Origin of the sequence: Acetatifactor muris (genome assembly GCF_024623325.1) — a bacterium.
GTDB lineage: Bacteria > Bacillota > Clostridia > Lachnospirales > Lachnospiraceae > Acetatifactor > Acetatifactor muris.
Window position 1 is genome coordinate 105652 of the sequence record NZ_JANJZD010000012.1, and the last position, 13143, is coordinate 118794.

General features: G+C 50.4%; 8 protein-coding genes. 5 read left to right on the plus strand and 3 right to left on the minus strand.

What is annotated here, in order from left to right:
- Positions 1–60: 60 nt before the first annotated feature.
- The 3 genes from NSB25_RS13260 to NSB25_RS13270 all read left to right on the plus strand — a co-directional run bounded on the left by NSB25_RS13260 (position 61) and on the right by NSB25_RS13270 (position 4733).
- Positions 61–1344, plus strand: coding sequence for a HAMP domain-containing sensor histidine kinase (locus NSB25_RS13260; RefSeq protein ID WP_103240065.1), 1284 nt, complete (start codon positions 61–63; stop codon positions 1342–1344).
- A 227-nt stretch (positions 1345–1571) separates the two neighbouring features.
- Positions 1572–2330 carry an ABC transporter ATP-binding protein gene (locus NSB25_RS13265; RefSeq protein WP_103240064.1) on the plus strand — a complete coding sequence of 253 codons (759 nt, stop codon included), beginning with the start codon at positions 1572–1574 and terminating at the stop codon, positions 2328–2330.
- A gap of 60 nt (positions 2331–2390) precedes the next feature.
- Positions 2391–4733, plus strand: a complete 2343-nt coding sequence (locus NSB25_RS13270; protein ID WP_103240063.1) for an ABC transporter permease — start codon at positions 2391–2393, stop codon at positions 4731–4733.
- A 90-nt stretch (positions 4734–4823) separates the two neighbouring features.
- On the opposite strand, the gene NSB25_RS13275 is transcribed toward NSB25_RS13270, so the two are convergent.
- From NSB25_RS13275 to NSB25_RS13285, 3 genes are read right to left on the minus strand one after another with little or no spacing between them, the layout of a single operon-like run.
- Positions 4824–5612, minus strand: coding sequence for an AraC family transcriptional regulator (locus NSB25_RS13275; protein ID WP_103240062.1), 789 nt, complete (start codon positions 5610–5612; stop codon positions 4824–4826).
- A gap of 39 nt (positions 5613–5651) precedes the next feature.
- Entirely contained in the window at positions 5652–8234 is a 2583-nt protein-coding gene (locus NSB25_RS13280) for a hybrid sensor histidine kinase/response regulator (RefSeq protein WP_103240061.1), read from the minus strand.
- A gap of 34 nt (positions 8235–8268) precedes the next feature.
- Positions 8269–10860, minus strand: coding sequence for a GAF domain-containing hybrid sensor histidine kinase/response regulator (locus NSB25_RS13285; RefSeq protein ID WP_103240060.1), 2592 nt, complete (start codon positions 10858–10860; stop codon positions 8269–8271).
- A 347-nt stretch (positions 10861–11207) separates the two neighbouring features.
- On the opposite strand from NSB25_RS13285, the gene NSB25_RS13290 reads away from it, so the two are divergent.
- Together NSB25_RS13290 and NSB25_RS13295 are read left to right on the plus strand one after the other, a co-directional pair.
- Positions 11208–11939 carry a ThuA domain-containing protein gene (locus NSB25_RS13290; RefSeq protein WP_103240059.1) on the plus strand — a complete coding sequence of 244 codons (732 nt, stop codon included), beginning with the start codon at positions 11208–11210 and terminating at the stop codon, positions 11937–11939.
- 49 nt (positions 11940–11988) lie between these two features.
- Positions 11989–13095 (plus strand): Gfo/Idh/MocA family protein, encoded by a 1107-nt coding sequence (locus NSB25_RS13295; protein ID WP_103240058.1) that lies wholly within the window; start codon positions 11989–11991, stop codon positions 13093–13095.
- Positions 13096–13143: the final 48 nt, after the last annotated feature.

Consider the following 13143-nt stretch of genomic DNA (forward strand, 5'->3'; position numbering starts at 1 on the left):
ACATGTCCGGATACCGTTCAGGAAGTCTGACTGTCAGGCTGATGTGGAAATGAGGAGAAAATGAAAATACGTGCTTTTCTTGTCTGCCTGCTGTGTGTACTTGCGGCGGAGGCAGTGCTGCTTTTCTTTTTTGCCTTTCGGCAGAGAGACAGCGGACAGGATGCTGTACTGGTCAATGATGCGGTATGGTCCGTACAGCAGGACTGGGAGGATATGCCACATCATGAGAATCATACCGGGCTGGATTATGTGGTTCTGGACAGGGACGGTGCTGTCCTGTACAGGACGGGACCCGGGCTGAGCGAAAGCCTGAATGCCGCGGTGCGCCACAGGGATACAATACTTGACATTCAGACAGACAATGAGCTGGTGGGCAAAATTCTGATATACAATGATGCTTCCCGGATATTCCGGGAGGAAAGGCAGTCGGTTATTCTCTTCATAGGTACAGCCATGCTGATACAATGCGGAATATGTGTGGGATATCTGCTTTATCTGAATCACAGAGTGGCCAGGCCCTTTCGTCAGCTGAGTGGATTTGCGGAGCGGGTTGCAGGTGGCAACCTGGATATTCCCCTGAAAATGGACAGACAGAATCTCTTCGGTGCGTTCACGGAGAGCTTTGACCTGATGCGCACAGAGCTGAAGAAGGCCAGGCGGGCAGAAGCAGCGGCCAACGCGGAGAAGAAGGAACTGGTGGCAAAGCTCTCCCATGACATCAAGACACCTGTGGCAAGCATCAAGGCTGCCTCCGAAGTGGGGGCAGCGATTGCGTCCCAGGAGAGAATCCGGGACAATTATCGGATGATTATACAGAAAGCAGATCAGATCAATACACTGATCAACAATCTGTTTACTGCTACTCTGGAGGAGCTGCAGCAATTGCCTGTGAATCCGGAAGACATCCGAAGCGATGAACTTGTGCCATTGCTGGAAAATGCTGATTATCTGCACAGGGCCGCGATTCCCGCTGTTCCGGACTGTGTTCTGTATGCGGATAAGCTGAGGCTGCAGCAGGTGTTCGACAATCTGTTTGCCAATTCCTACAAATATGCTGACACCGAAATCGAGATAACAGTGGAAGACGATGGACGTTATCTGACGGTAACCATGCAGGACGCCGGCGGAGGTGTGGGAGACGACGAACTGCCCCTTTTAAAGGAGAAGTTCAGACGGGGCAGGAATGCGGAGAATGTGGAGGGAGCAGGACTGGGGCTCTATATCTCTGATTATTTTCTAAAGGAGATGCAGGGGGAACTGCTTGTCGGAAATGGAGAGAAGGGCCTGCGGGTGAGCATCAGGATTGCGCTGAGCGGCCGGGGGACAGCCCACGATGCAGGGTGAGTGCAGGTCACCTGTCCCGGCGAAGATTTATGACAAAGCTTATAAGAAACAGCCGTCTGCTTTTCAGGGAGCAGGCCGGCTGTTTTTATATTATAAAGTGTCCGTCCTCAGATGGAGGGGGAAGAGATTTAAGAAATCTGTAAGGATTATCTAAAGACTGTTAAGAATGAAAAAGGTAAAATGTAACATGCACAGGAGACAGGTGCAGAAAGGCATGGTTACTGAATATGAAAGAAATTTTGTTGAAAACCGGGCGATTAAGCAAAACTTTTTCCAACGGAGGAGTGATGCAGCATATTCTGAAGAATATTGACCTGGAACTTTACCGGGGAGATTTTACCGTGATTATGGGAGCCAGCGGAGCGGGGAAATCCACGCTTCTGTATGCTCTGTCGGGAATGGATACACCGTCTCTGGGGACGATTACCTTTGGAAATGAAGTGATTTCCGAATACAGCCAGGACAGACTTGCCATATTCCGCCGCAGACACTGCGGCTTTGTCTTCCAGCAGATTTACCTGATTGACGGTATGTCGCTGATGGATAATGTGCTGGCGGCTGGGATGCTTGTAAACAGGAACAGAAAAGTGATCCTGGACAGAGCGGAGAAATTGTTCGAGGCGGTGGGAATTTCCAGAGAAATGCAGAAGAAATTTCCCACACAGATTTCAGGAGGAGAGGCCCAGCGGGCGGGGATGGTCCGTGCGCTGATCAACAGTCCGGAAATTCTCTTCGCGGATGAGCCCACCGGGGCATTGAATTCCAAAACAGGACTGGATGTACTGGATACCTTAACCGCGTTCAATGAACAGGGCCAGAGTGTGGTGATGGTGACTCATGATATGCGTTCCGCCAGGAGGGGCAACCGTATTCTGTATCTGAAGGATGGCATGATTCTGGGGGAATGCAATCTGGGGCGCTATCAGCATGGAGATCAGGAGAGGCATGAGAAACTTTCAGGCTTTCTGCGGGAGATGGGGTGGTAGCATGGTAAGAATTGCAGAAGGCTGGATGAAGAGTGGAATGGGAAGGGGTATGGACAGAATATGAGAAAAAGTTTTTTGCTTGCACGTTCTAATTTGAGGAGAGCGAAAGGGCAGGGGGCCGCTATTGTGGCGCTTGTGTTTCTCGCCGCTATGATGCTGAATCTGTGGCTTATGCTGTCCATGGACTACAGACAGAACTTTGACCGCAGCCATGACAGAATGAATGCGGAACATGTGACGCTTGCAGTGGATGGAGAGCTGACTGAGACAAAGGAATTTCTGACGCAGCTTCTGGAACAGGAGGAAGGCGTGGATACTTTTTTCCTGAGTGATTCCATGCATATGGTAGGCTCTTTCGATTACAACGGAGGAGAGGTGAATTCTGACCTGATTTTTCTGGAAAAACAGTCGGCTGTTTCCCGGCCGGTGGGAAGAGTGGAAATTCTGGAGGACAGTGGTGCGGAGAGCGGAATTTACATGCCTCTGCTCTATAAGTCAGAGGACATTTCCGTGGGAAAAACCGTGGAGATTTCCATAGGAAGCAATAAAGTTTCGTATACCGTATGCGGCTTTTTCAACAGTGTGATGGCAGGTTCTCATAACTGCAGTCTGTGTGCGCTGATTCTCACAGAGGATAAGTATGCGGAGCTGGAAGAGAAGGGATACGCGCCGAAGGCTGTATTGTGTTCTGTCAGGCTGAAGGAACGGGCGGAAAATGAGAATTTTGAAGCAATGATGAAAAATAAGGTGTCATCTCAATATCCGGCGGCCCGTATGGTCAGCAATTCCTATGCGCTTGTATCCCAGTCCCGCTATATTTCGCAGATGATCTGTTCGGGGATTATGAGTGCCATGGCTTTTCTTATTCTTCTGATTGCACTGGTGGTGATTGCTTCCAACATTGTCAATTATATTCAGGAGAATATGAAAAATCTGGGGGCACTGAAAGCCGTGGGCTATACCAGCGGCCAGCTGATCGGCTCACTTCTGATGCAGTTTGTGGGACTGAGTCTTGCCGCTGCGGTGGCAGGGGCAGGTATTTCCTATTGCCTGTTTCCCTATGTGAATGAACTGATGATTTCACAGACAGGCATTCCGTATTCTGTGCGGTTTCTGCCGCTGCCTTTTCTGCTTACGCTGATGATATCCGGAGGAACGGTTGCGCTGGCGGTGTGGCTGTATTCCCGCAGAATCAGGAAAATGGAACCTGTCACGGCATTGAGACAGGGGCTCAGGACACACAGCTTCAGACGCAATCCCGTTCCGCTGTCAGATACGGGAGCACCGCTGAACCTTGCACTTGCGTTGAAGACAACGTTTTCCGGGATGAAAAACAATATTACCATCTGTATCACCATGCTTGTTCTGTCGCTGGTGGTGGTATTTTCCGGCCTGATGATCAGAAACATGATGATGGATATGACGCCTTTTGTGAATCTGATTGTGGGAGAGACAGCGGACAGCTGTATCAATGTGACGGCGGACATGGAGGAAGATTTTCTGAAAGACATGAATGGCGACTCCCGGGTGGAAAAAATCTATCTGTATAATTCCGCGGAAGTGCGTCATGTGGACGGAGTGGCTCTGATTGCAACTTTTACAGAGGATTATTCCAAAGTAAATAATCAAAGTGTTGTGTTCAAGGGAAGATTTCCAAAGTATGATAACGAAATTGCCGTGGCCGCGAAATATGCAGGAGAAAAGGGACTGAAGATTGGAGACGAGATTACGATAACGGCGGAGGGAAAAGAAGCCTGTTATCTGATCACTGGTTTTACACAGATCAGCAACAACCTGGGTAAGGACTGTCTGCTTACCAGAGAAGGATACGAGAGGCTGGGAAAAATGCAGAGCGCAAGTTATTATCTGAATCTGGCGGAGGAGGTCAATATTGACGAATTTCATGAAGAAATGAAGGACACCTACGGCGATGGGGTGAATGCTTTGATCAATATCAGGACAACAGTGGAAGGAGCGGCTTCCGTATATGTGCTTCTGATGACAATGATTGTTGTGGCTGTTCTTATCTTGAGCGCAATTATTATTGCATTTGTCCTGTATCTGCTGGTGCGGACAATGCTGAACAGTAAAAGACGGGATTATGGGATTCTCAAAGCGTTGGGCTTTACCACGGGACAGCTGATCTTGCAGACAGCGCTGTCTGTTATGCCTGCAGCGGCAGCTTCAACCATTGTGGGCATGATTGTCGGAAGCTTTGCCATCAATCCTCTGACTGCTCTGTTCCTGAGAGGAATCGGCATTGTGAAATGTACCTTTGTGGTGCCTGTGGGATTGAATCTGATCGCAGGCGTCGGACTTGTGCTCTTTACATTCGGGATTGCCTGCGTCCTCTCATTAAAAATCAGGAAAATTACGCCCAGGGCGCTTCTGGCAGGAGAGTGAGCCGCCGGGAGGAGGCAGCCTGTGACCGGCCGTCTGCAGAGATAATACAGACAACAATGGCGGAGGACATGGGGGAAAGCCGCGCTGGAATTAGGAGATCGGCGGCAGCACCCTGCGGTATTGGGAGGGCGTCATACGGTAACAGGCAAGGAAGGTGCGGTTGAAAGTCTTCTGGCTTTCGAAGCCTGCCTCCTGCCAGATATCTGTGATATGGCAATCCGTGTCCCGCAGCTGCCTGGCCGCGTAGTCCAGCCGGAGCCGATTGATATATTCATGAAAGTTGCAGTGCAGCTTCTGGGTAAAAATGCGGGAGATATAATATTTGTTGAAATGCAGCTCCCGGGCGATTCGTTCCAGGGTCAGGGGCTCCTGAAAGTGCAGAGAGATATAGGAGATAAGCTGATAACCCACATCGGCATCTTCCTGTCTGTTTCGGGCGGTAAATTTCGCCTCCGGCATCAGATAGGCCAGAATCAGATTCAGCCAGGCTTCGCTGACAGTGCGGGATTGTTCCGCGTAATGCAGCATTCTGTCGAAGGCAAAAGGAATGTCAGGATTCTGGGTGCCGGAAGAGAAAAAGGGGCATTCGGGCTGCTGTTTACGGAAAAGCTGGTAGTATTCCTTCGCATGGGCCGGGGCAAAAATGCAGATAACAGCCATGCAGGAAGCCTCCGCCAGATAACTGTGCACCATATCCGGAAAGATGATGGCGGCTTCATCTTTCCGGATTTTTCTCGTCTGGTTTGAAATGGTGACTTCCAGAGTACCCTCCCGGATAAAAATCAGTTCCACCGCATTGTGCAGATGAGCCGGAAAGGTGATGTCTTTGCAGAGGAAACACTGGAATCCTACTTGTTTATTCTCATAAAACGGCCGCATATATGTGAATCCTTTCTGCTTCTCGTTACATTTTCCTTATTACAGATATTTTTTCAACTTGCGGGCGACAGTCTGAACATCAATGGGTTTTGCCAGATGGTCATCCATACCACAATCCAGACACTTTTGAATATCTTCCGAAAAAGCATCTGCAGTCATTGCAATGATCGGAATATCCGCATCGGCACGTTCCAGATCCCGGATGGCTCTGGTAGCTTCATAGCCATCCATCAGGGGCATCCGCACATCCATAAGAATCGCGTCATAATATCCAACAGGAGAGTTCGCAAATTTTTCAAAGCAGATCTGCCCGTTTTCAACCCAGTCCAAATCCAGCTCAAGCACAGACAGCAGCTCCCTTGCAACTTCCCAGTTAATCTCGTTATCCTCTGCCATTAAAATATGTTTTCCCTGAAACGCCAGGTCATTTTCTTTGCCGGCATCTGCAATTTCTTCGCCGGGAGTACCGGCAAGTACTTTCAGGGCGTCATACAGAGCGGATCTGAACAGCGGCAGGGAAATGAATCCGGTAATCCCCGCTGCCCGTGCTTCCGCTTCCATCCCGCTCCAGTCAAGGGCTGCGAGCAGCAGAGCCGGGCTGCTTTCCTTATACTTCAAACGAATTTCCCGGGCAGCTTCAATTCCATTCATACCCGGTAATTTCCAGCCCAGAAGGATTACCTGATAATCGTCGTTTTGTTGATGGCGGTCAGCGATCAGACCCATTGCCGGTTCAGCGCTCAGGCACCACTCGGCGTGAAGCCCCATTGCATTTAAGAAATGAACCGCACTGCTGCATAACCGCTCATCCTCATCTACAACCAGAACTTTCCAGGCGGGAAGAACCGGCTCAGCTTCCTGCTCTGCCGCCTTTGCCAGGTCAAGAACAACGTGAAACTCACTGCCCCTGCCCTGTTCGCTTTTTACGGAAATAGTGCCGCCCATGGCATCCACAATATATTTGGTAATTGCCATTCCCAGCCCGGAGCCCTCTGTTTTCTGTACGCGGGTATTGTCTTCTCTGCTGAAGGAGTCGAATATTTCCTTCTGGTATTCCTTTGACATACCAATGCCCGTATCGCTGACCAGGAAATGGGTCCGAACACAGGAGGTATCTTCCGGCAATGGTTCCTGATATACAGATACCTGAACAGTACCGCCTTCCGGCGTAAATTTGACAGCATTTCCCAACAGGTTAATCAATACCTGATTCAGACGTACACTGTCACAGCATACATCCTCCGAAAGAATTTCGTAGGCGACAGCGTTGAAGAGCTGATTTTTTGCCCTGACCTGGGGCTGCATAATATTGACAATACTGTCCATGACTTCCCGCAATGATGTCGGCTCCACATTCAGCACCATTTTGCCGCTTTCAATTTTCGATATATCCAGCACATCATTGATAAGTCCAAGCAGATGCTTGCTGGATAATGTGATTTTACGCAGATATTCCTGAGTCCGTTCCGGATTGTGTGTATTGTTTGCAGCCAGAGCCGTCATACCGATTATGGCATTCATGGGGGTGCGTATATCATGGCTCATGCTGGACAGAAATTCCTGCTTTGCCGCATTTGCCCGCTCAGCTTCTTTCTGCGCTTTTTCAGCCGCTCTCCGTGCGGCATCCATTTCCTCATTCATACGCTTCAGCTCAGAAACCTGATTTTTGAATATTTTTAAATACTGAAAGAATATGTAGAGGAGCATGGCAATTACAGCAAAAGAAGCAGCATAAACGGTGACAAGCCAATGACTGCTCATACCTGAAATTGCCTGATCCAGCCCGCTGAAAGGAAGGACCGTCACCAGATACCATTCGCAGTATGGGAGGCTGAAACAATACAGGTGGCGGCGGGATTCGCCGTTTTTCAGAATAACGGAATAATCTTCATCTGCATTCATGGCAGCAGCTATCTGTCCGATATAGTAATCTGCTTCTTCAGGCTGGCCGTCAAAGATATCGGATAGCCTGTCAAAATAATTATCGTGGGTACCATTCGTATTCCTGACAACATAGCTGCCGTCTCTGCGTATGACAAAGGAATAAATCAGCGAGCTGTCAGAATCCAGAAAGAGAACCTCTCCCATATATTTGGAAGAAAGTCCTACAATGATGGCAAGGCTGTCGCTTCCGTCGGACATGGGATATTCACAGGGAACACCGAATAAAATCACACTATTTCCGCTGCTGTCGACAGCAGATACCACTTTACGCTCCCCATTCTGCAGACTTTCCAGAAAAGGTTCAGGGTGGTTGAGCTCCACAGGATCGCCGTAAATCATTTCAATGTCACCATCGGAGGAATACAGGGCTGCGCATAGAAAATGCCTTGCCCGTGCGCCGTATTCTATCTCTTCCTTCGAGCCGTAATCGGAATGCTCTTCACCTGCGGCAATGTGCGCTATGGATTCCGCCATTGTCAGGCGGAGATCTATAATGGTTTCAAAATGTAAGGATACCTGCTCGTTCATTCCAGCCATATAAGCAGTGCCTATATTTTCAATTGTGCTTTCGCTCATATTGTTAATGGATATTCCAAGAAACAAAAACACGAAAATATTCAGGCAGATAATTATTGTTGTGCTGATTTTTAATGAGCGCGGCAACTCTATGTTTTTCATACTTTTAATCTCCATCCTCTATGCAGCTGTCTGCTTACTGCCTCTGCCGGTATCTCAGCCGGCTCATGACCTTAAACATTTTCCCGATGTCTACCGGCTTTGCCAGATGTTCATCCATGCCGGCGTCCTTTGCCAGTGCGATATCTTCTTCAAATGTGTTCGCCGACAGCGCTATAATGGGCACAGAACCCGCGTCTGAACGGTCCAGGGCGCGCATCACACGGGTTGCCTCATATCCGCTCATAACCGGCATCATCAAATCCATGAGCACACAGTCAAATGTTCCCGGAGGGGACGCCGTGAACGCATCCACGGCAGCTTTTCCGTCGTTGGCAGTCACGACTTCTGCCCCCGCCTCCTTCAGCATGAATTCTACGATTTCACAGTTGAGCTCGTTATCTTCCACCAGAAGGACACGCATCCCCGCAATATTGCTCTGCAGGTTCTGTTCCACAGCCACAGGCTGGATACTTTCAGCCTCATCGATCTGAATGGGCAGGGTAATCTGAACCATGCTCCCTATGCCGGGCTGACTGTCTATCTCAACGGTCCCCTTCATCTGATCTACCAGCTTCTTTACGATGGACATACCAAGTCCCACACCATTATAGTTGGTTCTTGCGTCCTGATGTTCCTGGGTGAAAGGCTCGAAAATGTGTTTTTTGAAGTCATTTCCGATGCCGATTCCGGTATCTTCGATCTCAAAACGGTAATTTTCAATTTCGCCCTGGCAGTCGTTTTCCTTTACTCGAACAAATACGGAACCGTGAGGGCGGTTATATTTCAGCGCGTTATCAATGACATTCATCAGGATCTGCTTCAGGTACAGGGGATTTCCGATCAGCCTGCTGTGCTGCAGGCCGGCCTTTTCCATTATCAGTCGGATTCCCGCCTCCTCCGCTTGGGGAGACAGGATCGTGATGCAGTCTTCCAGTATATCGTGAAGGTCAAAAGGATCTTCCACCGCGGCAGGCCTTCCGGTTTCCAGCCTGCTGACCTGAAGAACGTCGTTCACCAGGGACAGCAGATGCTCTGTCGAAACGCGGATTTTTTTGCGGCATGATTTCTGACGTTCCAAATCATCCGGACTTTTCTCCAGGATGGCCAGCATTCCCAGAATCCCGTTGATGGGGGTGCGGAGATCGTGGGACATATGGGAAAGGAATTCGCTTTTGGCCGAATTTGCCCGTCTTACCTTCTCCAGAAGCTCCATGATGGACTGCTCCTGTTTCTTTCTCGTCATCATGGTCTCTGTGATATCCTGATGATATCCGTTCAGGCAGGCGCCCTGCTTTTTGAAGGTCCTGTCCGGCACACCGCCGCAGCGGACATATATTTTCCCAAGCTTCGGATGATTCCAGGGGTAGATTACCTCGGAACGTCCCGTTTCCAATATCTCCCGCACCGAATCCTGCACCATCTCCACATAGTCAGGCTCTATATTTTCAAACCAGAATCGGTAACACGCCTCCGGCTCGATTTCGTCCGATACACCCAGAAGGAGCCGCATGGTTCGATCCGCATACATCCTGGGGCGGCAGCCTTCCTCCAGCTCAATGGTCCAGATGCCGGTTTTGGCTCCCTCCAGAATGTCCTCCAGGCTTTTTCTTGCCTCCAGCTTGTATTTCTCCTCCTGCTCCACCACGGCATTGACATCCCGCAGAGCGAAAATTGCGCAGTTTTCTTCTGCTTTCTCCGTGGCGGAAAAGTGGATTTCCAGATGCTTAAGTCCCCAGGGATTATCCTTTACCTGGTAACGGACATAGAACTTTTTCCTTGTTCTGAGCTGGGCAAGCACATAATCTTTTTTCGTCACGGCACGGAGCCGCTCCTGGTCCCGGGGGACTACATTATGGAAAATATACAGCTCCATAGCCGCCTGATAGCCATCCGCAAAATGAATAGCTCCATCCATGCTCATCTGTTCGCTGTCTCTGTATATCTCGCATTGTCCTGTGTTGAAGTTCACCTGATAGATGCCCAGGTAGTCCACGCTGAGGGCGTGGAGAACATTATAGTTCCTCTTTTGAAGCTCGCGGACCAGATTCCGCCGTTTCAGAGAGGATACGATAAAGTACGCAGCAGTCTGAAGCATATTTGACGCATATTCCAGCGACTTTGCAGGGGGATTATCCACACCGTAAAAGCCGATGAGATTCTGGCCGTTATAGAGGGGAACCACCACAAGAGAATGGATGTTTTGCCGCTTCAGATTCTCATACTGAAGGGGGTCAGTCTCCCGGATATCTTCCAGGCATTCGATGACAATGTACCTGCCAATACTGAACTTCCGATACCAGCTTGCACACACCTCCGGGGGAACATTCTGAAGGTTTTCCTTTTCCGGTTCTACCCCGTCAGCCACCCACTCATAGGTGTTGTCGTCACAGCCGGACTCATTCTGCTCAAATATATAGGTCCGTTCTCCGGCCAGCGCTTTTCCCAGATGTTCCAGCAGCACTTCCAGCGACTGGTCCGGGGTCTCCTCCAGCAGAGCGACACGAAGACCCTCATTGATGACGGCTTCCAGATTCTGAACGTTGCGCATGCCGCTGTGCTGCTCACAGCTTCCACCGCCCGACGTCCCACTGTCTGCCTGTTCATAAATCTTCCTTGAATAATCCATACGCCTGCCCTCCATATAGACCGCTTTTCGGCCATATTCACCACATCTGCAGAATCCGCAGCGCCTGTGTCATAATACCATATGCCCACAATCACGTCAATATGGAGGAGCTTTGCCGGCAGGCCATCGACAGAATGGCGGACTGCGCATTATGAGACTGGATTCGACCACCGGGACTGACATGGGAGCATATATGTGAGGAAACAGAAGCTACAGTGCAACAGATGACTTGTTTTCCTGGGTTTCTGACAATCATTTTACAATGAATTCTGCTATACTGCAAGTAGCTTCTGTCAGAGAACAGAAACAGTTCAGCTAAAGGCGGCGAGAAACAAGGAGGGACTCTTATGGAGACGAAGAGACAGGCACTGATTTTCCAGGGCGGATGGGATGGCCACGAGCCGGTACTGGTGGCCCGGCGTTTTAAGGGAATGCTGGAGAGACACGGCTATACCTGTCAGGTGTATGACAGTCAGGATATCCTGGCGGACGGTGAGAAACTAATGGAGATGGACTTGATTGTTCCCTGCTGGACCATGGGAGAGATCAAGCCGGAGTACCGCAGAAATATCAGCCTGGCAGTGGCGGCGGGAACAGGGCTGGCCGGGTGCCACGGCGGAATGTGCGATGCGTTCCGGCAGGATGTGGAATGGCAATTTATGACTGGGGGACAGTGGGTCAGCCATCCGGGCGGAGACGGAATCGACTATACGGTGAACATCTGTAAGGGATCCAGCCCTATTGTGGAGGGCCTGGAGGATTTCCCTGTGTGCAGCGAACATTATTATCTCCATGTGGATCCGGCGGTTGAAGTGCTGGCCACCACCAGATTTCCGGTGGTGAACTATTACCACATTTCCAATAAAGTGGTTGACATGCCGGTGGCCTGGACGAAATTCTGGGGGAACGGCAGGGTGTTCTACTGTTCGCTGGGACATCATGACGATGTGTTTGAGAAATTCCCCAACGCGGGGATTCTGATGGAGAGAGGCCTGGTGTGGGCGGCGGAAGGCAAGGCGTACGCGGCGGACCGGGGACTGACCACGGAACGTTTTGAGAATAGCGCAAAAATGTATTGATACAGAGACATTCGGGCAGCGGTGTATCAAGAGAGAGGATGGAAAATTTATGGAGAAAGTGAAAATAGGCGTACTGGGAACAGGGGCTATCAGCGGCATTTATTTCAAGAATCTCACAGGCCTGTTTCAGGAAGTAGAGGTTGTCGGTGTCTGCGACCTTTTTCGGGAGAAGGCGGAGGAAGCCGCAAAAGAATATAGTATTCCCAAAGTGTACGATACCATGGAGGAAATGCTGGCGGATGAGGAAATAGAAATTGTTCTGAATCTGACCCGTCCCAACGAACATTTTACGACCACAAAGGCAGCTCTGGAGGCGGGTAAGCATGTGTACAGTGAGAAGCCCCTGGCGGCCACTTATGAGGAGGGCGCAGAGCTGGCGGCACTGGCGAAGGAAAAAGGGCTTCTGCTGGGCGGAGCGCCGGATACTTTCCTGGGTGCAGGCATTCAGACCTGCCGGAGGCTGATTGACGACGGATTGATTGGGGATGTCATCGGCGCGGAAGCGAGAATGGTCTGTCATGGTCATGAGAGCTGGCATCCCGCGCCGGAGTTCTATTATCAGTACGGCGGCGGGCCAATGATGGACATGGGGCCTTACTATATGACAGCGCTGGTGAATCTGGTGGGAAGGGTGAAGGAAATCACAGGGATGACCGGACGGGCTTTTGAACAGAGAATCATCACCAGCCAGCCGAAAAAGGGAACGGTGGTGGACGTGGAAGTGCCCACCTATACCACAGGACTGCTGAGATTCGAGAACGGAGCCATCGGAACAGTGCTCACCACTTTTGACGTTTACTATGACCGTCAGGCCTTTCTGGAGATTTACGGGACGAAGGGGACGCTGCGTGTGCCGGATCCCAATGGTTTCGGAGGAAGTATCTGGCTGCTTCGGCCGGAGGACGGAAGCTTTAAGGAGATGCCTCTTCTGTATGACTATAAAGAGAACAGCAGAGGGCTGGGACTGGCGGATATGGCGAAGGCCCTGCGGGAGAAACGGGAATTCCGCGCAGACGTACAGCAGACGCTTCATGTGCTGGAGATTCTCACCACCTTTGAGAAGAGCAGCGCAGAGGGGCGCTGCATAGAGCTTGTCTCCCCGTATCAGAGGAGAGACGCCATGAAGAATCTGCCGGTTTCCGGGGTGCTGGACTGACGCTTTATCTACACAGCAATTCCGACAATGCCGGGCTGAGACAGTAAT

Excerpts from the sequence above, each read along its gene's own strand:
- NSB25_RS13260 (WP_103240065.1), top strand. The coding sequence starts at position 61 with ATGAAAATACGTGCTTTTCTTGTCTGCCTGCTGTGTGTACTTGCGGCG.
- NSB25_RS13265 (WP_103240064.1), top strand. The coding sequence starts at position 1,572 with ATGAAAGAAATTTTGTTGAAAACCGGGCGATTAAGCAAAACTTTTTCC.
- NSB25_RS13270 (WP_103240063.1), top strand. The coding sequence starts at position 2,391 with ATGAGAAAAAGTTTTTTGCTTGCACGTTCTAATTTGAGGAGAGCGAAA.
- NSB25_RS13275 (WP_103240062.1), bottom strand. The coding sequence starts at position 5,612 with ATGCGGCCGTTTTATGAGAATAAACAAGTAGGATTCCAGTGTTTCCTC.
- NSB25_RS13280 (WP_103240061.1), bottom strand. The coding sequence starts at position 8,234 with ATGAAAAACATAGAGTTGCCGCGCTCATTAAAAATCAGCACAACAATA.
- NSB25_RS13285 (WP_103240060.1), bottom strand. The coding sequence starts at position 10,860 with ATGGATTATTCAAGGAAGATTTATGAACAGGCAGACAGTGGGACGTCG.
- NSB25_RS13290 (WP_103240059.1), top strand. The coding sequence starts at position 11,208 with ATGGAGACGAAGAGACAGGCACTGATTTTCCAGGGCGGATGGGATGGC.
- NSB25_RS13295 (WP_103240058.1), top strand. The coding sequence starts at position 11,989 with ATGGAGAAAGTGAAAATAGGCGTACTGGGAACAGGGGCTATCAGCGGC.